The organism is Alistipes montrealensis, assembly GCF_018362775.1.
GTDB classification, from domain to species: domain Bacteria; phylum Bacteroidota; class Bacteroidia; order Bacteroidales; family Rikenellaceae; genus Alistipes; species Alistipes montrealensis.
In genome coordinates, this window is the sequence record NZ_JAGYXY010000005.1 from 116,482 (window position 1) to 140,543 (window position 24,062).

Here is a 24,062-nt window from a genome sequence, read left to right on the forward strand (position 1 = left end):
TAATAAACACACAAACGATATGGCTTTAAAATTAGATGCTAAAATTCCTGCCGGTGCTCTGGCCGAAAAGTGGAGCAACCATAAGACAGCTATCAAAGTCGTAAGCCCCGCCAACAAGCGCAAACTCGACATCATTATTATCGGTACGGGTCTCGGAGGCGCTTCCGCAGCCGCTTCGCTCGGCGAACTGGGTTACAACGTCAAAGTATTCTGCATTCAGGATTCGCCCCGCCGCGCCCACTCAATCGCAGCCCAGGGCGGTATCAACGCCGCCAAGAACTACCAGAACGACAACGACTCGGTATACCGCCTGTTCTACGACACGATCAAGGGCGGCGACTACCGCGCCCGCGAAGCCAACGTCTACCGTCTGGCCGAGGTTGCCAACCTGATCATCGATCAGTGCGTGGGCCAGGGCGTTCCTTTCGCCCGCGAATACGGCGGCCTGCTGGCTAACCGTTCGTTCGGCGGCGCGCAGGTATCGCGTACGTTCTATGCCCGCGGCCAGACAGGACAGCAACTTCTGCTGGGCGCCTATGCAGCCCTCAACAAGGAGATCGCAGCCGGTTCGGTGAAGAGCTACCCGCGTCACGAGATGCTAGACATCGTGATCGAGGACGGCGAGGCCAAGGGTATCATCGCCCGCAACCTCGTAACGGGCGAGATCGAGCGCCACGGCGCTCACGCCGTCGTTATCGCCACGGGTGGTTACGGCAACGTCTTCTTCCTGTCGACCAACGCCATGGCGTCGAACGGCTCGGCCGCATTCCAGTGCTACCGCAAGGGTGCAGGTTTTGCCAACCCCTGCTTCACGCAGATCCACCCCACCTGTATCCCCGTTCACGGCGACCAGCAGTCGAAGCTGACGCTGATGTCGGAGTCGCTGCGTAACGACGGCCGCATCTGGGTTCCCAAGAAGATCGAGGACGTAAAGGCTATCCGCTCGGGCGCCAAAAAGCCTTCGGACATCGCCGAGGAGGACCGCGACTACTACCTGGAGCGCCGTTACCCGGCCTTCGGTAACCTCGTGCCGCGCGACGTGGCTTCGCGCGCCGCCAAGGAGCGCTGCGACGCAGGCTTCGGCGTGAACGAGACCGGCCTGGCCGTATTCCTCGACTTCAAGACCGCCATCGAGCGTCTGGGCAAGGACATCATCAAACAGCGTTACGGCAACCTCTTCGACATGTACGAGGAGATCACCGACGTGAGCCCCTACGAGCAGCCGATGCAGATTTTCCCCGCCGTGCACTACACGATGGGCGGTATCTGGGTCGACTACAACCTCATGACCACCATCCCGGGCCTCTACGCCATCGGCGAGGCAAACTTCTCGGACCACGGTGCAAACCGCCTGGGAGCTTCGGCCCTGATGCAGGGTCTTGCAGACGGCTACTTCGTACTTCCCTACACCATCGGCGACTACCTGGCCAAGAAGATCCAGGCCCCGAAGGTGAAGACCGATACCAAAGCCTTCGACGAAGCCGAAAAGGGCGTCAAGGAGAAGATCGCAAAACTGCTTTCGATCAACGGCAAGCAGTCGGTGGACGACATCCACAAGAAGCTGGGCCACATCATGTGGGAAAACGTCGGCATGGCCCGTACGAAGGAGTCGCTCGAAAAGGCCATCGTCGAGATTCAGGCGCTGCGCAAGGAGTTCTGGAAGGACGTGAAGGTCGTAGGCCAGGAGAACGATTTCAACGTCGAACTCGAAAAGGCGCTGCGTCTGGTCGACTTCCTCGAACTGGGCGAACTGATGGCTCGCGACGCACTCAACCGCGAGGAGTCGTGCGGCGGTCACTTCCGCACGGAGCACCAGACCGAAGAGGGCGAGGCCAAGCGTGACGACGAAAACTTCGTATATGCTGCCGTATGGGAGTACAAGGGCGCGGACGAGGCTCCGGAACTGACCAAAGAGCCGCTGAACTTCGAGTTCGTACACCCTGCACAGCGCAACTACAAAGACTAAGGCCATTTGACGTTGAACTTTAATATCGAATCGAAACTATGAATTTTACATTAAAGATATGGCGTCAAAAGGACGCTAAATCCAAAGGCGCTTTCGAGAGCTACAAGGTAACGGACATCTCGGCCGACACTTCGTTCCTCGAGATGCTGGACATCCTGAACAACAACCTCATCCACGAGGGCAAGGAACCCGTGGCATTCGACCACGACTGCCGCGAAGGTATCTGCGGCATGTGCTCGCTGCACATCGACGGACAGGCGCACGGCCCCAGCCAGGGCGCCACGACCTGCCAGATTTACATGCGCAAGTTCAAGGACGGCGCTACGATCACCATCGAGCCGTGGCGCTCGGCGGCATTCCCCGTCATCAAGGACCTCGTGGTGAACCGTTCGGCTTACGACCAGATTTTGCAGGCCGGAGGTTTTATCTCGGTACGCACGAACTCGGTTCCCGACGCCAACGCCATTCCGATTCCGCAGGCCGACGCCGAGGAGTCGATGGACGCCGCTGCCTGCGTAGGCTGCGGAGCCTGCGCCGCAACCTGCAAGAACGGTTCGGCCATGCTCTTCGTCGCTGCCCGCGTGTCGTCGCTCGCCAAGCTGCCCCAGGGCCGCGTGGGGGGAGCACGCCGCGCCAAGGCGATGGTCGCCAAGATGGACGAACTGGGCTTCGGCAACTGCACCAACACGGGAGCCTGCCAGGCCGAGTGCCCCAAGCAGATCTCGATCGCGCATATCGCCCGGCTCAACCGCGAGTTCCTCTCGGCGAAGTTCGAGGACTAACGACAGCCGGAAACGATCCGAAGAAAACGGCGGGAGTTCAGCTCCCGCCGTTTTTGTGTCGGCTGATATAAATATAACCCATACAAAAAAGCCTGCAACACAATGTTGCAGGCTTTTTACCGAATCCGTCCGCTTATTTCTTCGGCCTGATCGTCGAGAGCCGCGCGACCTGCTTGAGGTCGAACCGGCCGTAAATATTTACCGCGACGGTTTCTTTCGCACCGTAGGTCAGCATCAACAACTCTGAATTATTGTAAAACTCCGCTTCGCGGATGTAGAATTTCGTAGTCTGCCCCTCCTCGGTCCCGGACATCACCAGTTGGAACTTATATTCCGGCGTCGCTGCCAACTTCTCCGCATCGGCGACGAACTGCCCGCCGTCTCCCGCATCGAGAGCCACGATGCGGATATATTCGATGCCGCCCAGCAACTTGGCCAGTCCCTCATCCCCTTTTTCGGCCGCTTCCCGGCCCATCATCCGCATCATTTTCCGTTCGAGCTGCACGCTGGTAAATCCCTCGGCTTTGGCATAGCGGTCGAAGAATTTCCAGGAGGCATTCTGCGCACGCGCCAACAGGGGCAACGTAATCAGCAGGATCAATAACAATCGTTTCATAGCCGCGCAGTTTTACATGAAAACACAAACGCCGAACGACACCGGATGGCAGACGGGCCCCGCACTGCTCTTGAAGAGCGAGGTTACACCGTAACGGACATACACGCCGAACCCGCGGTAGGAGACCGAGCCCCCGAGCCCGAACTGGAAGGGATTGACGCCGGAAAGGGAGTTCTTCTCCTTCGGCTTCTTATAGATGGCATTAGCCCCGAGCGTGAAGTCGCAATACCCCACGACAGCGACGCGCAGATGCCGGACCGGATCGAACGAGAACTGCAACGGAAATCCCAGCGACGTGATGCGGAATTTCGACTTGTCGACCTTGTCGTCCAGCGGCAGCGGAACGACCATGCCTCCGTCACGGCCCAGTGTAATCGAGTTGTCGGACAACCGGTAATTATCGACCGTGTAGCGCAGTCCGGTCGAAAACTCGAACCGCCGCTTCCGATCCAGCGCCACACTCAAACCGACGGGCATAATGCCGAAGTGGAACGAATTGCCGCCCCTGACATCGAGGAAATCCCCCGCTTCGGCCGGATAACCCGCATAATCTGCGCCGGTCAGGAAGTTAAAACCCATCTCGACACCGCTTAAAAACGAACCGCAGACCCGCGGAAGCGCCTTCACCTTCTGCTTTTCACCCCCCGAGGCCTGCCCGAGCGTGATGCCGAAACCAGCCACTTCGAGCACCATCCCCTCTCCGTCGGCGGCACGGCGCATGGTGACCGGGCCGGTATCGACATCCCCGATCCGCCGGAGGGAGTCCGCGGCCGGAACATCCGTCGCCTGTGCCGACGCACACAGCGCCAGCAAAATAAAAATACCCGTAAAAACAAATCGTTTATTCATGGCAATATTGGTTTTTAATTGTTCCTGATCAGTTCGTCGACCATCCGGGCCGACTCGTCGAGCGCCGAAAACGATTCGAGGTAAACGGTCGCCTGCATGGCCGCTTCCTTGTCGTAGACCGCTACACCGTCGATGTAGCAATAGGGCTTACGCATCAACTCCGCACAAACGAAAAGCCCGAGGACCGTAACGGCTGCCGCCACGAATCCCCAAAGCGGCGGCATCCGCCGGCGCAGGGGCACTTTCCGCCCGGCGGGAAAGCGCTCTTCCGCCAGCGTGTCCAGGCCCACGATCATCGCCCGCACGTCGCTCAGGGAAGCGGGCAAATCCTCCGTCCGGCGCAACCAGTCGCGCAGTTCACGCTCCTCGGCATCGGTCGTCTCGGCTGCAAACCAGCGCTCCGCCAGTTGTTCAATCCGTTCTTGTCGTTCGTTCATCGTCCATCATTTTTTTCAATACCTCCCTCAAAGAGTTCCGGGCGCGGGAGAGGATCACGCGCACCTGCGCTTCGTCACAGCCTACCATTCCGGCAATCTCGCGGGTCGGATACCCCTCGATGTCCTTCAGGTGGAGCACCTCGCGCTGCCGTTCGGGCAAACAGGTCATCGCCCGCCGCACCAGTTCACGCATCTCCCACCGTTCGGCCTCCGCTGCCGTGGAACGCTCGACCCACCCCGCCACCGCATCGTCACGCCGGCTATCGGCCTGCCGCCTGCGCAGCAGGTCGTAACAGCGGTTGCGCACGGCGGTCATCACGAAGGAATCGACGCTGCGGCATTCGTCCAACCGGGTCCGCTCGGCCCACAACCGCTCCAGCAGGTCGTGCACCGCGTCCTCCGCCTCCGCCGATGAGAGCAGCAGACTATGCGCGTAACGGAACATACGGTCGCGCAACGGCAGGACAAGCGAGGTGAATTCAATTTCCTTCATTGTATCTGTAAGACGAAGCTAAGGAGCAAAACGCAACATTGCGACGCCAAATATCGTGATTTTTTGGGTTGCATGGCCTGTTCCGGGACCGAAATATCCGTCGGTATAAATATAGGTACAAAAATATTTTCAAAAAATTAGGTACTTTGTATTGCATAGTATTAAAATTAGCTTTATATTTGCATTGTAATAATAGTAAACCCCGCAAAACATTAACCGCGACAATACTTTTACGACTATGAAACAGACTGTAAACGTGAACATCGGCTCCATGGCATTCATCCTCGACGAGGACGCCTACCGGGTACTGGGCAGTTATTTCGACGACATACGCCGGCGCCTGCCGGAGGGCGACGCCGAGACGATGGGCGACATCGAAGTCCGCGTGGCGGAGATTTTCAGCGAGAAGGTCGCATCGCCCATGCGGGTCGTTACACTCGACACGGTCCGCGCGACGATGGCCCAGATGGGTTCCCCGGCCGATTTCGGCGAACCGCGCGGCGCAGAGCCGTCGCAGCAGACCGACAAGGCCGATGCCGGCGACACATCCGCCCAGCCGGCGCCGCGCAAACTCTACCGTTCACGCACCGACCGGTCGATCGCCGGCATCTGCGGGGGACTCGGCGACTATTTCGACGCCGACCCGACGCTGATCCGACTCCTGATGCTGCTGCTGATTCTTTTCGGAGGTCTTTCGATCTGGGCCTACATCATTCTCTGGATCGTCATCCCCGAGGAACCGGCCCGAAAATTCAATATCAACAACAAAAACCGATAAATTATGGCAACGAACGAAAACAGACGGTTATTCCGCTCCCAAGACAGCATTATCGCAGGCGTCTGCGCCGGCCTGGCCGAATTCTTCGGACTCGACACGTCGCTCGTACGCATCGCAACCCTGATCCTCATCTTCTTCGGAGGTCTCTCGCTCTGGGTATACATCATCCTCTGGCTGATCGTTCCCAAGGCCCCCAAAAGGTTAAACGCATAGCACCATGGCTGAAGACAACGTAAAAGCGCAGATGCGCAAAGGAATCCTGGAGTACTGCATCCTCGCCATTCTCTCCCGCGAGGACTCCTATGCTCCGAAGATCATCGCCGAACTCAAGCAGGCGGAGATGATCGTAGTCGAGGGTACGCTCTACCCGATCCTCACCCGGCAGAAAAACGCCGGACTGCTGACCTACCGCTGGGAGGAATCCCCGCAGGGTCCGCCCCGCAAATACTACGCACTCACCGACAAAGGCCGCGAGTACCTCACGACGCTCGACGAAGCCTGGGATGAACTCGTCGGACAAATCCAACTCATCCGCCACGGAAAAAGCGAAAACAATTAACCCATAAAAGACACAACCATGAAAAAGATTCTTCTGATAGCCGTCCTGATCGGAGCTATGTTCTCCATAACCGCCTACGTCGCCTGCGTAGCAATGCCGATGCTGGGTAAAAGCATCAAAGGCAGCGGCAATATCGTCACGAAAACCCTTCCTGCACCCGATTTCAACGCCGTCGACGCATCGCGCGCCGTGAAGGTCGTCATCTCGGCCGAGGCATCGGACATCCGCATCGAGGCCGACGACAACCTGATCGACCTGGTGGTCGCCGAAACCAGGGGCAAGACCCTCGAAGTGACCCTCGACAAAAAGGTGAACAACATCCAGAACGGCAGCGTCACGGTAACCGTACCGGCCAACGGCGGAAACATCCGCTCACTCAAAGCATCGAGCGCTTCGAAGATCACGAGCAATGCGACGCTCCGGGCCGACAAGTTCTCGATCGACGCTTCGAGCGCCGCCAAAATCAAGGCCTCGGTGGAGGCTACGTCGTGCTCCATCGGCTCCTCGAGTGCTTCGAAAGTCAGCGCGGAGGTAAAGGCCGTCACCTGCACGGTCGACGCTTCGAGCGCCTCGAAGATCACACTCACCGGCTCGGCCGAGAATTTCAAGGCCGACCTTAGCTCGGCATCGAAACTCGACGCTTCGAAATTCACCGCCGTCAACGCCTCGATAGACACGTCGAGCGCCGCGAGCGTCACGATCGACTGCAGCGGCAAACTCACGGCCAGCGCATCGAGCGGGTCGTCGATCCGCTACACGGGCGACTGCCAGACCTCGCTGAGCAAATCGAGCGGCGGCAGCGTCCGTAAAAACTAACACCCGAAACACCCGACAACCATGAAAGAGGTTAAAAAATGCAGCATCTCGGGCGTGGCGTTCACGATGGATACCGACGCCTACGAAGCCCTCGAAGCCTATCTCGACAGCCTGAAAAAGACCTATAAAGATACGGCCGACGGCGCGGAAATCGTCGCCGACATCGAGGCACGCATCGCCGAACTGATTCTTTCGGCGCAGGACAACACCCGCATCGTGGAGCAGCCCCTGATCCTGAATATCATTCAGCAGATGGGCTCCGCCGAGGACATATCCGAGCAGAGCACCGACCGCGACCTGCAATGCGACACGCCGCGCATCCCGCGCCGCCTGTACCGCGACACGGAAAACGCCAAGCTGGGCGGCGTCTGCGCCGGCATCGGCAAATATTTCGACATCGACCCCGTATGGGTGCGGCTCGGGCTGTTCCTGCCCCTGCTGTTCACCTGCTTCGGATGGATTCCCTTCCTGCACTGGTTCAGTCCGATGTTCGGCAACCTGTTCGGCATCTTCCTGATCTGCTACTTCATCATGTGGTTCGCCGTTCCGGCGGCCCGATCGGCGCGGCAGAAGCTCGAAATGAACGGCGAGAAGATCACCGCACAGTCCATCGGCGAGGTAACCACCGCTACGGCTACGGCCTGTGCCGAGCCCGACTCTAAAGCCAAACCAATCGTCGCCGAGGTCGTCTCGGTCTTCGGCAAAGTGGTGCTGATCCTGCTGAAAATCATCGCCGGGTTCATCGTCTTCGGGCTCATCATGGCGGCCTGCGCCCTGATCATCGGCATGTTTGCCCTGATCGTCGGCGGAGAGGGATTCTTCACCCCCGCCGTCTTCGGCAACACGATGTCGATCTGGACCGCGAGCCTGGGCATACTGGCCGGACTCATTCCCGTCATTCTGCTGATTTACGTGTTGATGTGCCTGATCGCCTCGCGCAAACCCGGCGGTAAAACCGTGCTGGCGATCTTCCTGCTGTGGCTGGCCTCGATCATCGCCGTCTCGTGCGTCGCTATCCGTGAAAACGTGGGTGATAAATTCCGCAAAAAACGCAATGCCATCGAACAGATATTCAAAAGCGAAATCATCATCGACGGCGACACCACGACCCTCGAACGCCTGCTGGAGGATTACGACGACGAAAGCGTGATCGAGGAAGGGCGCAAGATGCTGCATATCTCCGTACCTTCGAAGTCGATCGACATCACCATCGACAAGAAGCAGGGCGAACTGCGGGTCAACTCCGACGGCAAACAGGTGTCGGTCCAGGCCCGGAACGATGCGAACGAGGCATCGGTTACGGTGAAAGCCCAAACCGGCGAGCAAACCGAGAACGACGAATAACCCATGAGCGTAAGTTGAAATAAAAAGTTTTTTCACCGAAGTACGGGCGGCATCCTTTTTGGGCCGCCCGTATTTTTGAAATTTTTAAAATTATTACTACCTTTGAACGGTTTTGTTTTTAACAAATGAGAGTATGGCCGGAATCAAAAGCATAGGCATTCTGACATCGGGCGGCGACGCACCGGGCATGAATGCCGCAATCCGCGCGGTAACGCGCAGCGCAATCTACAACGGATTTACCGTAAAAGGCATCATGCGCGGTTTCAAAGGTTTGGTATTCAACGAGATCGTTGAATTCAAATCGCAGAGCGTAAGCAACATCATCCAGTTGGGCGGCACGATCCTGAAGACTGCCCGCAGCGAGGAGTTCAAGACCGTCGAAGGCCGCAAGGCGGCTTACGACAACATGGTCGCCGCAGGTATCGACGCCCTGGTGGTGATCGGCGGCGACGGCTCGCTGACCGGCGCGGGACTTTTCGCCGAAGAATACAATGTCCCGATCGTGGGACTTCCCGGAACGATCGACAACGACCTCGGCGGCACGGACTCGACGATCGGCTACGACACGGCGCTGAACACCATCGTGGAGGCCGTCGACAAACTGCGCGATACGGCGTCGAGCCACGAACGCCTTTTCTTCGTCGAGGTGATGGGTCACACGGCCGGCTACCTGGCGCTAAACAGCGCCATCGCCACAGGGTCCGAGGCAGCGATCATCCCGGAGATGGACACTGAAGTCGACCAACTGGCCGAACTGATCAACCACGGCTTCCGCAAGAGCAAAAACTCGGCGATCGTGATCGTCGCGGAGAATCCCAAGACGGGCGGCGCCACGGCACTGGCCGAGCGTGTGAAAAAGGAGTTCCCGCAGTATGACGCACGCGTGACGATCCTGGGCCACATTCAGCGCGGCGGTTCGCCGACGGCTGTGGACCGCATCCTTGCTTCGCGCATGGGCGAAGCGGCGATCGAAGCTATACTCGACGGACAGCGCAACGTGATGATCGGCACGATGAACGGCAAGATCGTCTATGTTCCGTTCGCCAAGGCCGTGAAACACGACAAGGGCATCGACCGCGGCGCCCTGGAGTTGGTGAAAATCCTCTCGATATAGACATCTAAAACCCGAACATAAGCGAATGAAACGCGTAATTGGCATCGGCAATGCCCTGACCGACATGCTGGTCAACCTGAAAACCGACTCCGTACTGGGAAGGTTCAAATTAGCCAAAGGCTCGATGAGCCTCGTGGACACCCGGCTCCAGACCGAAATTTCGAAATCGGTAGCCGGACTCCCCTACTCCCTGTCGCTCGGAGGATCAGCCGGCAACACCATCCGCGCCATGGCGCAGTTGGGCAGCAGCGTCGGTTTCATCGGCAAGGTCGGTCCCGACACTACGGGTGATTTCTTCGTACAGGCGCTGGACAACCTCGGCATCGAGCCGATTATCTTCCGGGGCAAAGAGCGTTCGGGCAAATGCGTATCGCTGATCTCCGCAGACGGCGAACGCACGATGGTCACCTACCTCGGTGCTGCCCTGGAGCTTTCGGCCGAAGAGATCGAACCGTCGATCTTCGAGGGTTACGACTGTCTTTACGTCGAAGGTTACCTGGTACAGAACCACGACCTGATCCTCAAGGCCGCCTGTACGGCCAAAAAATGCGGCCTGAAGGTCGCTATCGACCTGGCAAGTTTCAACATCGTGGCCGAGAACCTCGAATTCCTGCGCGAACTGGTGCGCGAATACGTCGACATCGTCTTCGCCAACGAGGACGAGGCCAAGACCTTCACCTGCGAAGCCGAACCGCTGAACGCCCTGCAGGCCATCTCGAAACTGTGCGACCTCGCTATCGTCAAGATCGGCACGAAGGGCGCGCTGATCAAGCAGGGCGAAGAGGTCGTGCATGTGGGCATCATGGCTGCCGCCAAACGCGTCGACACCACGGGCGCCGGGGATTTCTATGCCGCCGGGTTCCTGGCAGGGCTCTGCGACGGGCTTTCGCTGCGCCAATGCGGTACGATCGGGGCCATCACCGCCGGCAAGGTGATCGAAGTCGTAGGCACGACCTTCGGCGAGGAGGCCTGGGCCGACATCCACCAGTTGGTAAACAAAGTCAAAAACGAGAAATATCTATTCTGACAGGATACCATCCAAAAGCCGCAGCCTCGGAAGAAGTTGCGGCTTTTATTTATTCATCCTAATACAGGAATCCGGGAATTATCTTTATATAGAGTAGGTTGATCAGAAATACGAGCAGGATCAACCCCGGAAACAGAATCGGATACACCTGCACGGGAATCGTTTTTTTACAGACAAATACGATCAACGTAACCAAGGACACCAACAACAGGGATAGCCAAAGATATGCATTCAGTGCATACATGACACCGAACAGAAGTTCCGTCAAAGCCGACAAAAGGAATCCCAAAGCAAAAAACAGCAACAACGACCAGCCCAAAACAGCCCTCTTCGCCGAAGCTAGCACTAAAACGGCTCCGACGATCCCCGACAGCATCCAGACAGCATCCCGGGAAGCATATTCCAATGGCTTATAAGCAACCAGATGGATAAAACGCGCACTGTCGTAAGCCCTGTCGAGCGGACTATAAATAAAGAAAACGCACCCTAATACGACGATTACGACTAAAAACAGATCGGTCGGTTCTATTTTCCGGCCCGTTGTCAATCCGTTCATAATGCTTCCGTTTTTTGTATTCTCGCAAACAGCCCCCGGCTGATCCCCCAGCGCATACGCAGCAGCCACACCGATTTACGGGGCGCCATCGTACAGCAGAGCACGAGCGTAGCCGCCCATTTGGCGATTTCCAGCACGAAAGTCTTCGGCAACCGGCCGTGAATTTCGGCCCGAAGCCGCTGGCTCACACCGACATTGTAGCTCAGCCGCCGGAAATAGGCCTCGTTGAGCTTCGCGGGCGGGATGATGTGCCACATCACCGCTCCCGGCACATACCAGATCGTCTCGCCGCCAAGCAGGAGCCGTTCGAAAAAATCGTTCTCCTCGCCGCCGATCAACTCGCCGTTCACGCGCCCCAGCGCAGGGTCGAAACCGTCGTAACCGGCCAGTCCCGCACGCCGGAAAGCCATATTTCCGCCTCCCGGAACCCGTCCCGCAGGGAACGGACGCACCTCGGGACCGAAATCCATCGGATTGGCAATCGGCATCTCGACGTATTTCGACATCCACACAGGACGCCCCGTCGGGTATTCGGCGATGATCCGCCCCCCGGCCACGACGGCCTCGGGATGCGCCTCGAAGAATTCGAGGTAAGCCCGGAGAAAACCCGCGTTGATCCGTTCATCGTCGTCGATAAAAGCCACCAGCGGCGCCTGCGCCTCCCTTAGTCCGCGGTTGCGGGCATACGACACGCCGGGCCCCTTCTCCGCGACAAGCCGCAGGCTGCATGCCGGGTGCGCAGCGGCGAAGGCCGCGAAACGCGCTTCGGTATCGTCCGTGGAGTTGTTGCTCACCACGACGCACTCCCACTCCTTACGCGGCAAATCCTGCCGCACGACGGATTCGAGCGCGGCAACGAGTTGTGCGGCACGGTTATGGGTGGGAATGACGAGCGAGATCCGAATCATCGTGCGAATGTAACAATTTATCCGTAAAAAACCCGTATATTTGTTGGAAATATAAAAGCGATACGACAATGTATAAACTGATTCGTACCCTCATGCTGACCCTTGCCGCGATGGTCGTCACTACCGCCTCGGCACAGAGCGTCAGCTGGAAAAATTCGGTGGAACATCTCGGCGGCGACAGCTACCGGATCTTGCTCGAAGCCGCTATTCCCGCCCCTTACCACATGTACGATATGGGCCCCTACGACGGCGGTCCCAACGCCACGGAGTTCTCCTTTACCCCGGGCGAAGGCGCTGTCCTCGAAGGAGGCGTCGAACAACTGACCCGGCCCGAGCGCCATTACGACAAGACGTTCGAAATGGAGATCGGGACCTTCGCAAAAAAAGCCCGCTTCGCCCAGAAGGTAAAACTCACGGCACAAGCCGCGAACGTCGGAGTCAGAATCGACTGGATGATCTGCGACGACACGAGCTGCCTGCCGCCCGACGACACGGAGCTGACGATCACGATACCCGCCGGCGCAACGGTCGCAAGTCAGCCCTCGGCAACTCCGGAGGACACAATAGCTCAGGCTGGGAGCACGAGCACTCCTGCCGGAAAAACAGTGTCCCCGGCCGCTGAAATCGTTCCCGCACAGAAAGACGCCGCAGGCGGAGGTTCGCTGTGGGGACTGATCATCGAGGCCATTCTCTGGGGCTTTGCTGCGCTGCTTACCCCCTGCGTCTTCCCGATGGTCCCGATGACCGTATCGTTCTTCATGAAAGGCTCCGGAAGCCCCGCACTGGGCCGCGTCCGCGCCGGCATGTACGGATTCTTCATCGTAGCCCTCTACACGCTGCCGATCGCCGCGATCATCCTGATTACGCGCGTCGTTGGCGGCGACACCGTGACGGCGGATATTTTCAACTGGCTGGCGACACACTGGCTCCCGAACATCCTCTTCTTTTTGGTGTTCATGGTCTTCGCGGCGTCGTTCTTCGGGGCGTTCGAGATCACGATGCCTTCGTGGATGGTCAATAAAACCGACTCGAAAGCCGACTCGAAGGGCCTTGCAGGCATCTTCTTCATGGCCCTGACGCTCGTGCTGGTGTCGTTCTCGTGCACCGGCCCCATCGTCGGCTCGGTGCTGATCAAATCGACCGCCGGGGAGTTCTGGACCCCGATCATCACGATGCTGGCCTTCTCCATCGCCTTCGCGCTGCCGTTCACGATCTTCGCCATTTTCCCCTCGATGCTCAAGAAGCTGCCCAAGAGCGGCGGATGGCTCAACTCGGTGAAGGTTGTGCTGGGTTTCATCGAAGTTGCGCTGGGCATGAAATTCCTTTCGGTCGCCGACCAGACCTACCACTGGGGACTGCTCGACCGCGAAATTTACCTCGCCGTATGGATCGTGACCTTCTCCCTGCTGGGTCTCTATCTACTCGGCAAAATCAAATTCGCCCATGACAGCGAAATGCCCTACCTCGGCGTAGGCCGCCTGGCACTGGCAATTATCACCTTCTCGTTCGTCGTCTACCTCGTCCCAGGCATGTGGGGCGCCCCGCTCAAGGGTCTTTCGGGCTACCTGCCGCCCCTGCACACGCAGGACTTCGTACTCGGACAGGAGGGTCCGGCCTCAACAACTCCGGGCGGCGATGCGCGCATGCTGCTGACCGTCGACGGCAAGAAACCCAAATACAGCGACTTCCTTCACCTGCCGCACAACCTCGAAGGATTTTTCGACCTGAAAGAAGCCGAGGCGTACGCCGCGAAGGTCGGCAAACCCCTCTTCATCGACTTCACGGGCCACGGATGCGTCAACTGCCGCGAAATGGAGGCCCGCGTATGGTCCGACCCGCAGGTGTTGGACATCCTGCGGAACGACTACGTGATCGTGGCGCTCTACTCCGATGACAAGAAGGTGCTGCCCGAAAGCGACTGGGTAACCACCGACTCGGGGAAAGTGCTGAAAAGCCTCGGCAAGATCAACTCCTACTTCGCCCTGAAGACTTTCGGGGTCAACGCCCAGCCCTACTACGTATTGCAGGGCCGCAACGGGAGAGAGCTCGTGCCGCCCCGCGGCTACGACCTCAACGTACAGGGATTCATCGATTTCCTCCGCAGCGGCGTCGAAGCGTACAACAAACAGCAATAGGAAGCCTCTTTCCACGAAAAAGCCTGCGACCGCAATGGATCGCAGGCTTTTTCGTCAATTCCGGCAGAATCAGTCCGAAAACTCGTCGAACATCCGCGTGCTGAGGTATTTTTCAGCCCGGTCGGGGAAGACTACCACGATGTTGCCCTGCTCGATTTTCTGCGCCGTACGCACGGCGGCCAACATCGCAGCACCGCTGCTCATGCCGGCGAAAATCGCCTCCTTCTTAATAATCTCCCGGGCCATGGCAATCGCCTCCTCGCTCTCGATCATCTCCTGCACGTCGATCTGCGAGGGATCGTAGATATCGGGCACGATGGCTTCCTCCATATTCTTGAGTCCCTGGATGTAGTGGCCGCGGATCGGCTGTGCGCAGACGACCTTGATGTCGGGCTTCATCACTTTGAGGAAGCGCGAAAGGCCCATCAGCGTTCCCGACGTTCCGATGGCACACACGAGGTAATCGATATGACCGCCCGTCTGCTGCCAGATTTCCAGTGCCGTCGACTGGTAGTGCGCCAGATAGTTGCTGGCATTGGCAAACTGGTCGGGCATGAAATAGTTGTCGGGATCGTCGGCCACCTTCTTCCGCGCAAGACGTATTGCCCCGTCGGTCCCCTCCTCGGCAGGCGTCAGGATCACCTTCGCCCCGTAGGAGCGGATAATCTTCCGCCGTTCGATCGACACCGCCTCGCTCATCACGATCTCCACGGGATAACCCTTGACGATCCCCACGATGGCCAGGCCGATGCCCGTATTGCCCGACGTGGGTTCGATGATGGTCTTCCCGGGCGTCAGGCGGCCATCCTGCTCGGCAGCTTCGATCATCCGGAGCGCAATGCGATCCTTGATGCTCCCCGTAGGATTGAAGCCTTCGAGTTTGGCAAAGATTTTAACTTTCGGATTGGGGCACAGCCGATTGATCCGTACCATCGGGGTTGTACCGATGGTCCCCAGAATATTTTTTTTAACCATAATAGCCTCTCATTTAACCGCGTAAAGATAATCATTTTCCGGAAATAACAGAAAAATCCCGGAGCATCCTCTCATTACGATGCACAGCATAAACGAAACGCCTGCACAATGAATGTGCAGGCGTCCGGTACATACATGCCCGAAAGGAGCGGATTACTTCTCCTTCCCGGTTCCGGCAAACGCCGATTCGATCTCCCGCTCCTTTTGCTGGCGCTCTTTGGCCGTAGGAGCCTTGCCCTCGCTGACCAGTTCGTCGATGTTACGTTCGAAATTCTGCTCACAAGGGTCACAAACAGTGTTTTTGTCCTCTTTCATATGCTTCGTATTATGCATTTCAAACCCCTTTGCTGCAAATAGTGCGCCGCAGCATGCAATTTTATCAGACCTTTTACAGGCTGTTCCTGCCAGTTCTCCCGGCAACAATTTGTCTGCCGGCAAAATTTCACTATCTTTATACAAATCCGACGCAACCCATGAAAATCGAAAAATCGACACTCCCCGCAGACTCCATCCTCGCACAATACCGGGATGTGAATTACAGCGACTGTTTCCGTACCTGCCTTCCGGAACCGATAACGGCCAGCCCCGACGACCTGATGGGCGCATTCTGGACAACGAAACCCGGTTGGCTGCGACTGCTCTTCAAAATCCGGGACCTGCTGGTCAGGCCCTTCGGCCTAAAAACCGGAGACGACGGAGATTCCGAAGAATTAAAGTCGACCATCAGGAGCGGCGGAAGTTACCGCTTTATGTCCGTCGTCGGGAAAACACCCCACGAAACAGTCATCGCCCTCGACGATAAACACCTCAAAGCCTGGTTTTCGGTCCATATCGAAGACCGCTGCATCAGCCTGAGTACCCTGGTCCGGTATCACAACAAACTAGGTGTCGCCTACTTCACCCTGATCCGTCCGTTCCACAACATCGTCGTGAAATCCTTGTTCCGGCAGGTGATGCGGGCGCAAGGAACTTTTTATTGAGGATCAGAAATCTCAATCAATCTGTTTCTTCCTGGAATCAAGATAGCTTTTAAGCATACTCAATGAGTAGTATTTGCAATCCCCGACAGTATCGGGTTGTTTCGAAACATTTATATACGCGAGATCCAATTCTGTACATTTCTCACCCAGCAAGGCATCAAGCAATAAAAAAGTTCCTCCCAAAAACGTATTGCGGTTCTCTTCCTTATAATCGGGATATACCACTTCAATATCTATCGGGACTGAATTATCCGCATTGTTTATCGGAATAAAGAATACCTTATCGGAATCAAAATGATAACCATTGTATTCAATGGTATAATTACGGCCTTTCGGCTGTCTGAATGCAGTTATTTTCCATTGCCTGACAGGAGGTGCAGCATAAACCAATCGTTCGACTGCCGGAAATAACGCCTTATTACCATCAGCGGATATAACCAATTCGAACGTTCGCGTCTCTTTGTCATATCCTATTTCGAAAACCAATCCCTCACAATAATCATGGAGATATTTTGACAATGGATCAAGTAATTTATGCAGTCGTGCATCTGACAAGTCTTCGACAGCCGAGATTTTTTGACTGTAATCAGAAAACCAATCCCAAAATTTTTCTTCAGAAGATTTCTTCTGCATACACCCGAATAATCCCATAGTCGACAATAAAATTATTAGAATCTTTTTCATATACAAATATACAAAAAAAGAGGTTCTATAATCGAACCTCTTTGGTAGCGGGAGGAGGACTCGAACCTCCGACCTTCGGGTTATGAGCCCGACGAGCTGCCAACTGCTCCATCCCGCGATATGTCTTCAGATTAGGATCTATCGCTTTTGCGTGTGCAAAGATAAGGCAAAAATCCGGATTATGCAAATATTTCTGGTCCGGACCCTGTCGAACATACCCTATCCGTCTCGCTGTCAGCCGCAAAAAAAATTATTTTTTATATTTCTCGCACGTCATTTCCATCCGGAACTTCTGATAATCGTCCCCGGAAACGAATCCGTTGCTATTGAAAATATATTCACCTCCCGGCGAGGAGACAAGCATCCGTTCATCGTCATTTTCAACGAACGTAACCTCCCGGATATCCAACTCGACCGGCTCCGTCCGTTTTCCGCGCTGTACATGCATCTGCAACCGGCCTGCTTCGATCCGGATGTCGCCCTCGATTTTCGGCCCGCCGAGCATCCTCCGGGATGCCGCATAGGCAAAACCGGCAACCACTACGCAGAAAACCACAAACAAATAGGGGCGCATCTCCGGCGAAAAAAAACGGAAGATACTGCGATCGGAATCGGCATATACATAATCGACCGCCAAATATACCGCCCATGAAGCCGGTATTCCGTAGCGAACCAGATTGACCATCCGCTTCAGGTTGCAGTTTCCATACTTGTAGCATCCCATAATCAGCAGATATTAGATGCGACGATCTCCGCCAGGTCGCGGATTTCACCCTTCGTGCCGCGGCCGATGGCCTTCTTGCAGAGCGGGCAGGCCGTAACGATCACCTCGGCGCCCGTAGCGTCGAGTTCCGCGGCGACCGACTGCGCAATCCGCACCTGCTGACCGTCGGAAATAGCCGTATTGGCCACCGAGGACCCGCAGCAAAGGGCATTCTCACGCGTCGAAGCGGGTTCCAGCAACTCACCCACGGCTTCGATCACCGCACGCGGTTCGTCGTAGATGCCGCTGCCGCGTCCCAGTTCGCAAGGGTCGTGATAGGTAAAACGCGTAGTGCCGTGCGTCAGCGCAAGACGCCCGGCGCGAATCAGCCGCAGGATGTATTCCGAATGGTGCAGGACCTCGATACCCGGCAGGTCGTAATCCCCGCGGAAAACCTTGAGGCAGATCGGACACGAGGTCACGAGCGTCGTAATGCCGTGCTTACGGAACAGTTCGGCATTGTATTTCATCATTTTGCGCGCCGAATCGGTCTCGCCCGCAAGTTTCAGCGGCCGGCCGCAGCAGACACCGCCTTCGCGGTCGGCCCACCAGACCTCCTCGCCCGCAGCCTCGAAGATCGTGGACATCGCCGACATCGTACGCGGAGTCAGCAGGGTCATGCAGCCTGCAAAGTACCCCACCTTGCCTTCGCCCTGCGAACGGTCCAGTCCCTTGAAATAGCCGTAGCGGCGTTCGTCGGGGACATTGCGCATCTTGTCGCGCGAATTGATACGGAGCGTATTGAGGTCGATGTCGACGGGACATTTCTCGGCGCAGCGGCCGCACATCAGGCAATTATCGGCCGTCTGGAGGCGCAGCATGTTGTAGCGGCGGTCGCGCAGGAAGTAAACCGACTGCACGTCGTTGATCCCGAGCACGCTTTGCAACTGGCAAGGGTCGATGCAGATGCCGCAGCGCGAGCAGGCCTCGACCTGGAAATTATCGTAAGAGGACTCCTTCTCACCCGAGCGCAATTTGTAATGGCGCAGGAAAATAAGGGGTATCTCCGTAAAAATATGCATGTAACGCGAGAACGGCAGCGCCACGAAGAACACCCCGAGACACGACGAGTAGAACCACCATGCCACGGCTTCGAGGTTCATCAGCGGCATCACGCCGATATGCCCGGCCATCCATGAACCGAGGCTTCCGGTGAGGAATCCGCCGCCGCCGTAGAGCGCGCACGTGGCGCTTTCAGCCACCAGACGCGCCGGAAATATGAACCACAGCGCCGAAAGAGCCACCCTGTCGCCCAGGACATGTTTCGTTGTGCGGCGCATACCCATTGCCCGGGAATAGAAACGCTTTCCCCAAGCCAGCGCCACGCCCGAAAGGACAAGCAGCAGCAGCAGGTCCATCACGAAATCGAAGAAGGGTTTGTGCTCCAGGCCCGTAGCGAAATACTTGAAAAAGACGTGCCCCTGCAACGGCACATAACGGAAACCGAGATAAGATATGGTCTCGATCCACCCCACGGCAATCAGCAGGAACCAACCGAAGGCCAGCGACATGTGCATGTAGCCCAGCAGCGGATTGACCTTGAAGATGCGGCGGTGGAGCAGCGATTCGCTCACCACCTCCCACGCCGCCGCAAAGGTGTGGCGCGTCGGCAGCCCGAACAGGATGCGTTTCTTATCGGCGCGGGGCAGGCGGTAGAGCCACGAACCCCACTTCCACGCCAGGATGGCGAACATCACCGCGGCGCCGATTATGAACGGTATGCAGAATGGTGCGTAGAAAGTCATCGTCAGAAATCCCCCAGTTTACGTTTGATAAGCATTACCACGCCGCGCGTATTGATGCCGCGCGGGCAAACCAGCCGGCATTTGCCGCACAGCATGCACTTGTTCATCTCTTCGTAGGCCCCCTGGTATTCGCCGCGGCGCACCAGCGTGTGCACCTTGCGGAAGTTGAACTCCGTGAGGTTGCCCGCCGTACAGACCGCCGTACAGGCCCCGCATCCGATGCAGGCCTGCAACTCGGGCATCTCGTGCAGAATCTCGTCGCTCTTGCGCAGATTGTTGCGGTCGATGTCGATGGCCCGGGGCTTCGAGATGGTATATCCGAAATTGATTGCCGCCATACTATGCCCCCACGTATTTGGCCGCAGCGTCAGCCGCAACGATCCCCTCATTCAGCGATTCGCCGATATTCTTGGGCGCGGAGATGGTTCCGGCATAGAAAATACCGTCGACATTGCTCTTCACATTGCCCAGGAACATATCACGCGGGGCCATGAAACCGCTCGCGGCGCGCTTAAGCCCGGCCCCTTCGGCAAACGCCTCGTTGTCGTCGTTGGCGCGCATGCCCACGATCAGAATCAGCATATCGACGCTCATGCGCAGGGGACGGCCCGTCAGCGTATCCTCGGCCTTGATCTGCACCCGTCCGTCGATCATCGGACTGGCCTCGGAAATTCGCCCGCGCAGGAAGTGGATGTTATACTTCTGCTGCGCTTCGCGGTACATCTCCTCGTAACCGGGACCGAACATGCGGATGTCCATGTAAAAGTTGAAAACGTCGGCCTCGGGAAAGAGCTGCTTCATCTCCATCGCCTGCTTCACGCCCGTGATGCAGCACACCTTCGAGCAGTGCTGCTGGCAGACCTTCTCGTCGCGCGAACCCACACAATGGAGGAAAGCAATCCGTTTGGGACGCGAACCGTCGGATTTGGCCACGCGGCCCTCGTTGAGCATCCGCTCGATATCGACCGTCGTGAAGACGTTGTCGTAGATGCCGTAACCGTACTCCTCCTTGACCGAGGCGTCGAAAAGCGTGAATCCGCTGGCCACGACCACCGAGTCGCACGGCAGCGTCCGGCCATCGGCGAGCGTCACGGAGTTTTTCGAAAACCCTTTGACTTCCGTCGAGGTCAGAACCTCGATACCGCTCTCGTTGATCCTGCGGCGCAGTTCGGTCAGCACCTCCTGTGCGGGTGTAAACGACGGGAACAGCACGTGCCAGCCCCGGAGTTTGCCGCCCAGTTCGGCCTCCTTCTCGATGATGACGGGCTCGACGCCCTGGTCCGCGAGGCGCAGGGCCGTCTGCATGCCTGCAACGCCGCCGCCTATGATTATAACCTTCTTCTTCATTACTCTCTGATGTCGTAAATGGTATCCGTCGGGCAGCAGTTGACGACCGCCGACGCAGGTTTTCCGATATATTTTCCATTGCGGCCGAGGTATTTGGCCGCGGGGTCGTATTCGACGCCCATCTTGTCGAGCAGGGGCTCCACATCGACCTGGTGCATCTGCATACCCAGTTCCCAGGGATCGTAGCCCAGCACCAGCCCGGCCATCTCCTCATAGGTGAGCACCGGGATTCCGTGGCCGTTCTGGCCGTAGGTCGTACCCTCCATCTCGGCGATGGTATACTGCCACTTGTCGAGGAACATCGCACAGCCCGGGCAGTTGGCCACGATGAAATCGGGCTTGTAAGGGGCCATGCTCTCCAGTTTCTTGTGCGAGTTGGCGATCGAATAACCGCGGTTGGCCTGCACGAGGTAGTTACGGAAACCGAATCCGCAGCAATGCCGGCGTTCGGGATAGTCGACGCACTCGCCGCCCCACGACTCGACCATGCCGGCCAATACATAGGGAAATTCCGAGCCTCCGATACCCGATTTCGGGAATATCTTGGCATAGTGGCAGCCGATGTGCTCGACGACCTTCAGCGGCTCGCCCGTCGCTGCGTTGACCAGCCGTTTTTTGGCTTTCGCTGCGATCTCCTCCCGGAAATGGAACACGATGTCGGAGGTATGGGCCAGGCTGGCCGGTTTCCTGAACTCACGTTTGGTAGCTTTATAGAGGTTCTCGCGCGCCTTCTCTTCCGTCTCGGGAAACTCGTGCCACGTGGCCAGAATTTCCGAATAGACGCCGAACGAGGTGATACACGACGACACGAGGTTTTCATACCCCGCTTCGGTCATCAGCGCGAACTGGCGCGCCACGACGGTCATGATGGTCTCCAGCGGCACGATGTCCGAATGGTAACCGATGCCCGTGCACGAGGAGTGCAGCGGATCGTCCGTCAGGTCCTTGCCCAGGTCGTTGCGCAGCATGTCGATAAACAACTTCTCGCTGCCCGGGAAAAAATTCTGCCGGATACAGCTTCGCGCATAATAATAGTGGTCGTCGGCGATCTCCTTCTGGTAATCCTGCCAACTTTTTCGCTTCATAGTCATCTTTTAGTAATGCTCGTTACTGTTACTGAGGAAGACATCCATCATGTACTTCTGGTCGGCTCCCTCTTCGTAACCCAGTTCGCGGGCCTTGCGGTCGGAGTGCTGTTCGATCGTGTCGAACATCTCGCTGCCGCCGCTGACCTTGAATATCTCGTTGATTTCCGAGAGCGACTGCTCGTCCAGGCGGCGCAGGGCCCCGGCGCCGTGGCGCATGTAAACGGGCGTGAACTGGCCGTAAATCTCCTTGTCGTTGTCGTAAATCCACTGCCAGACGGTTCCCTGCTCGGGGTGCAGTTCAGGCTTGACGAGCCGCGGCACGATGCAGTAACCCGTGCGGAGGATATTCTCGCCGATGATGCGCTTCAGCGCCAACTGTTGACGGCCCTTCTCGCTCTCGACGAAAAACCCGAGTTTCTGCGACAACGTGCGCAGCGCCTGGATCACATAACCCGGCGTATTGCCCCGCGGGCAGCGCGGACGGCACGACATACACTCGCCGCAATACCAGATCGTATCGCTCTTGAGCAGCTCTTCGATGGCCTCGTCGTCGCGCGTCTGGACAATCGAGACGATCTGCCGGGGGTCGTAATTATAGAACTCGGCCGCCGGGCAGACACCCGTACAGACACCGCAGTTCATGCACGATTGAAGGCCCTCCTTCATCCGCACATCCTCCATGAGCATATCGAAATACTTGGTAGTCATAGATTCATTTTTTTTGAGGTTTTCCGCACCGGCCGTTCCATATCGTCGCCCCTTGCCCTCGCAGGGAAAGGCTTGCCGCACGCGGCCGGACCGCGGACAGGACGGAAACGGAAGGCACAAAAAAACCTTTGCAGTGCAAAGGTAGGGAATCCGGCCGAGCCGGGAAGTAGTATAAATACCTAATTTGCCCCGCACGACGGCGGGAACCGGGGAGGGAAGTTCCGCAACAAGCCCCGGAACAAGCGGCACGGGAGGCTCCGGACGCTTACTGCCGCTCCCAGGTCTCGAAAGCAAAGGGCCAGGGATAATCCTTGCCGCAGGGGAACGATTCCGAGGCCACGAGCCGCCACTCCCGTTCGTCCCACTCCGGGAAGCGCGTATCACCCTCATAGGCATGGAAAACGCGCGTCAGGTAGAACCGCCGGGCCAGCGGCAGAGCTTCGGCATAGATTTGCGCCCCGCCGATCACGAAAACCTCCTCGCCGGCCGGAAACAGCGCCACGGCCTCCTCCAGCGAATGCACCACCGTGCAGCCCGCAATTTCGACCGCCTGCCGCGTAATCACGACATTCGTTCGGTTGGGAAGCGGACGCCCGAGCGATTCGTAGGTCTTCCGGCCCATAATCACGGCATGGCCCGTCGTCGTGGCCTTGAAATGCTTCAGGTCCTCGGAAATATGCCACAACAGGGCATTCTTATCGCCGATAACGCCGTTCTCGGCAACGGCAACGATGATTGAGATCATAATTCGAACAAGTCCGTAATGCGTTCTCCGCAGCTCAGGTAATATGCCTGCCATCCCTGGCTGCGGGCCGCAGAGACGTTGGCTTGGTTGTCGTCGATAAACAAAAGTTTTCCGGCAGACAGCCCGATCTCCCGGGCGACGTGACGGTAGATTTCGGGATCGGGTTTACGCAGGTGTAATTCGTCCGAATAGAAGCAGCGCACGAACAGGTCGTCGAACCGTCCCCCGAACTGCTTGCCGAACAACTCCCGAAAATAAACGCGATGCGGCAGGTTCGTATTGCTCAGCAGGTAGACCGGACAATGCCGCCCCAGTTCCCGGATCAACGCCACACGGCGCTCGTCGAAGGGCAGCAGCATTGCGTTCCAGGCGTCCCGTACCGAAGCGTCGCTGACAGCCCCTGCGGCGGGATACTCGCTGCGAAACGCCCGGATAAATCCGGCCCAGTCGAGCAAGCCCAGTTCGAGATCGCAGAAAACCGACGCTTTGCCGGCCACAATATCCTGCACATCGATCGTCGCAGCGCTCAACCGGCTCAACGCCGCGAGGGAGCGCTCGATATCGATATCGAGGACGACACCTCCCAGATCGAAAACAAGGGCTTCGACGCTTTCGGGCAAAACAGCCGGAATCGAAATCTTCATCTA

28 protein-coding genes and 1 tRNA gene are annotated in these 24,062 nt (G+C 57.4%); 11 read left to right on the forward strand and 18 right to left on the reverse strand.

Going from position 1 to position 24,062, the window contains the following annotated elements; translation table 11 throughout:
- The first annotated feature begins 19 nt into the window (after positions 1-19).
- Both KG007_RS11255 and KG007_RS11260 read left to right on the forward strand, forming a co-directional pair.
- Positions 20-1,966, forward strand: a complete 1,947-nt coding sequence (locus tag KG007_RS11255) for a fumarate reductase/succinate dehydrogenase flavoprotein subunit (RefSeq protein ID WP_195458652.1) — start codon at positions 20-22, stop codon at positions 1,964-1,966.
- A gap of 38 nt (positions 1,967-2,004) precedes the next feature.
- A complete protein-coding gene (locus tag KG007_RS11260; RefSeq protein ID WP_213348936.1) occupies positions 2,005-2,748 on the forward strand; it encodes a succinate dehydrogenase/fumarate reductase iron-sulfur subunit in 744 nt (247 codons plus the stop codon).
- A gap of 133 nt (positions 2,749-2,881) precedes the next feature.
- Here the strand turns inward: KG007_RS11260 and KG007_RS11265 are convergent, their stop codons facing one another.
- The 4 genes from KG007_RS11265 to KG007_RS11280 are packed head-to-tail and all read right to left on the reverse strand — an operon-like array spanning position 2,882 to position 5,143.
- Positions 2,882-3,364, reverse strand: coding sequence for a DUF4252 domain-containing protein (locus tag KG007_RS11265; protein ID WP_195458654.1), 483 nt, complete (start codon positions 3,362-3,364; stop codon positions 2,882-2,884).
- Positions 3,365-3,376: 12 nt separating this feature from the next.
- Positions 3,377-4,213, reverse strand: a complete 837-nt coding sequence (locus KG007_RS11270) for an outer membrane beta-barrel protein (protein ID WP_213348938.1) — start codon at positions 4,211-4,213, stop codon at positions 3,377-3,379.
- Between the two features lie 14 nt (positions 4,214-4,227).
- The gene (locus tag KG007_RS11275; protein ID WP_213348940.1) at positions 4,228-4,650 is read right to left on the reverse strand and encodes a hypothetical protein; all 423 of its coding nucleotides are present in this window, start codon (positions 4,648-4,650) and stop codon (positions 4,228-4,230) included.
- Positions 4,625-5,143: an RNA polymerase sigma factor gene (locus tag KG007_RS11280; RefSeq protein WP_213348942.1), complete on the reverse strand. Its 519-nt coding sequence runs from the start codon at positions 5,141-5,143 to the stop codon at positions 4,625-4,627. Before KG007_RS11280 ends, KG007_RS11275 begins: the two co-directional genes overlap by 26 nt.
- Before the next feature lie 238 nt (positions 5,144-5,381).
- Here KG007_RS11280 and KG007_RS11285 point away from each other — a divergent pair, with 238 nt between their 5' ends.
- The 7 genes from KG007_RS11285 (at position 5,382) to KG007_RS11315 (ending at position 10,781) form a co-directional block, all read left to right on the forward strand.
- Entirely contained in the window at positions 5,382-5,921 is a 540-nt protein-coding gene (locus KG007_RS11285; RefSeq protein ID WP_195458658.1) for a PspC domain-containing protein, read from the forward strand.
- Between the two features lie 3 nt (positions 5,922-5,924).
- A complete protein-coding gene (locus KG007_RS11290; RefSeq protein WP_195458659.1) occupies positions 5,925-6,134 on the forward strand; it encodes a PspC domain-containing protein in 210 nt (69 codons plus the stop codon).
- Positions 6,135-6,138: 4 nt separating this feature from the next.
- Positions 6,139-6,480: a PadR family transcriptional regulator gene (locus KG007_RS11295; RefSeq protein WP_195458660.1), complete on the forward strand. Its 342-nt coding sequence runs from the start codon at positions 6,139-6,141 to the stop codon at positions 6,478-6,480.
- 18 nt (positions 6,481-6,498) lie between these two features.
- Positions 6,499-7,296, forward strand: coding sequence for a head GIN domain-containing protein (locus KG007_RS11300; RefSeq protein ID WP_213348944.1), 798 nt, complete (start codon positions 6,499-6,501; stop codon positions 7,294-7,296).
- A 21-nt stretch (positions 7,297-7,317) separates the two neighbouring features.
- Complete coding sequence (locus tag KG007_RS11305) at positions 7,318-8,640, forward strand: PspC domain-containing protein (protein ID WP_213348946.1); 1,323 nt, start codon at positions 7,318-7,320, stop codon at positions 8,638-8,640.
- Between the two features lie 133 nt (positions 8,641-8,773).
- Positions 8,774-9,754, forward strand: coding sequence for a 6-phosphofructokinase (gene pfkA, locus KG007_RS11310; protein WP_195458663.1), 981 nt, complete (start codon positions 8,774-8,776; stop codon positions 9,752-9,754).
- A gap of 25 nt (positions 9,755-9,779) precedes the next feature.
- A complete protein-coding gene (locus tag KG007_RS11315) occupies positions 9,780-10,781 on the forward strand; it encodes an adenosine kinase (RefSeq protein WP_195458664.1) in 1,002 nt (333 codons plus the stop codon).
- Between the two features lie 58 nt (positions 10,782-10,839).
- Here the strand turns inward: KG007_RS11315 and KG007_RS11320 are convergent, their stop codons facing one another.
- Both KG007_RS11320 and KG007_RS11325 read right to left on the reverse strand, forming a co-directional pair.
- Positions 10,840-11,337, reverse strand: a complete 498-nt coding sequence (locus KG007_RS11320) for a hypothetical protein (RefSeq protein WP_213348948.1) — start codon at positions 11,335-11,337, stop codon at positions 10,840-10,842.
- Positions 11,334-12,245 (reverse strand): glycosyltransferase family 2 protein, encoded by a 912-nt coding sequence (locus KG007_RS11325; protein ID WP_213348950.1) that lies wholly within the window; start codon positions 12,243-12,245, stop codon positions 11,334-11,336. The genes KG007_RS11320 and KG007_RS11325 overlap by 4 nt, the downstream gene beginning before the upstream one ends.
- Positions 12,246-12,313: 68 nt before the next feature.
- Between KG007_RS11325 and KG007_RS11330 the strand changes: the two genes are divergently transcribed.
- Entirely contained in the window at positions 12,314-14,380 is a 2,067-nt protein-coding gene (locus KG007_RS11330) for a protein-disulfide reductase DsbD family protein (protein WP_213348952.1), read from the forward strand.
- A gap of 69 nt (positions 14,381-14,449) precedes the next feature.
- Here KG007_RS11330 and KG007_RS11335 read toward each other — a convergent pair whose 3' ends face one another.
- Both KG007_RS11335 and KG007_RS11340 read right to left on the reverse strand, forming a co-directional pair.
- Positions 14,450-15,355 (reverse strand): PLP-dependent cysteine synthase family protein, encoded by a 906-nt coding sequence (locus KG007_RS11335; RefSeq protein ID WP_213348954.1) that lies wholly within the window; start codon positions 15,353-15,355, stop codon positions 14,450-14,452.
- A 153-nt stretch (positions 15,356-15,508) separates the two neighbouring features.
- Positions 15,509-15,670, reverse strand: a complete 162-nt coding sequence (locus KG007_RS11340; RefSeq protein ID WP_195458668.1) for a hypothetical protein — start codon at positions 15,668-15,670, stop codon at positions 15,509-15,511.
- A 158-nt stretch (positions 15,671-15,828) separates the two neighbouring features.
- Between KG007_RS11340 and KG007_RS11345 the strand changes: the two genes are divergently transcribed.
- Complete coding sequence (locus tag KG007_RS11345) at positions 15,829-16,335, forward strand: DUF2867 domain-containing protein (protein WP_213348956.1); 507 nt, start codon at positions 15,829-15,831, stop codon at positions 16,333-16,335.
- A gap of 12 nt (positions 16,336-16,347) precedes the next feature.
- Here the strand turns inward: KG007_RS11345 and KG007_RS11350 are convergent, their stop codons facing one another.
- The 10 genes from KG007_RS11350 to KG007_RS11395 form a co-directional block, all read right to left on the reverse strand.
- A complete protein-coding gene (locus tag KG007_RS11350) occupies positions 16,348-17,019 on the reverse strand; it encodes a hypothetical protein (RefSeq protein WP_213348958.1) in 672 nt (223 codons plus the stop codon).
- Positions 17,020-17,061: 42 nt separating this feature from the next.
- Positions 17,062-17,137 (reverse strand) — tRNA-Met (locus tag KG007_RS11355).
- 132 nt (positions 17,138-17,269) lie between these two features.
- A complete protein-coding gene (locus KG007_RS11360) occupies positions 17,270-17,704 on the reverse strand; it encodes a hypothetical protein (protein WP_213348959.1) in 435 nt (144 codons plus the stop codon).
- 41 nt (positions 17,705-17,745) lie between these two features.
- The gene (locus tag KG007_RS11365; protein ID WP_213348961.1) at positions 17,746-19,527 is read right to left on the reverse strand and encodes a (Fe-S)-binding protein; all 1,782 of its coding nucleotides are present in this window, start codon (positions 19,525-19,527) and stop codon (positions 17,746-17,748) included.
- 2 nt (positions 19,528-19,529) lie between these two features.
- Positions 19,530-19,865, reverse strand: coding sequence for a 4Fe-4S dicluster domain-containing protein (locus KG007_RS11370; RefSeq protein WP_009596497.1), 336 nt, complete (start codon positions 19,863-19,865; stop codon positions 19,530-19,532).
- Position 19,866: 1 nt separating this feature from the next.
- Positions 19,867-20,874: an NAD(P)-binding protein gene (locus KG007_RS11375; protein WP_195458674.1), complete on the reverse strand. Its 1,008-nt coding sequence runs from the start codon at positions 20,872-20,874 to the stop codon at positions 19,867-19,869.
- Positions 20,874-21,965, reverse strand: coding sequence for a CoB--CoM heterodisulfide reductase iron-sulfur subunit B family protein (locus KG007_RS11380; protein ID WP_195458675.1), 1,092 nt, complete (start codon positions 21,963-21,965; stop codon positions 20,874-20,876). The genes KG007_RS11375 and KG007_RS11380 overlap by 1 nt, the downstream gene beginning before the upstream one ends.
- Before the next feature lie 3 nt (positions 21,966-21,968).
- A complete protein-coding gene (locus tag KG007_RS11385) occupies positions 21,969-22,670 on the reverse strand; it encodes a 4Fe-4S dicluster domain-containing protein (RefSeq protein WP_195458676.1) in 702 nt (233 codons plus the stop codon).
- Positions 22,671-22,935: 265 nt separating this feature from the next.
- Positions 22,936-23,415, reverse strand: a complete 480-nt coding sequence (locus KG007_RS11390) for a dihydrofolate reductase (RefSeq protein ID WP_213348963.1) — start codon at positions 23,413-23,415, stop codon at positions 22,936-22,938.
- Entirely contained in the window at positions 23,412-24,059 is a 648-nt protein-coding gene (locus tag KG007_RS11395) for an HAD family hydrolase (RefSeq protein WP_213348965.1), read from the reverse strand. The genes KG007_RS11390 and KG007_RS11395 overlap by 4 nt, the downstream gene beginning before the upstream one ends.
- Between the last annotated feature and the right edge of the window lie 3 nt (positions 24,060-24,062).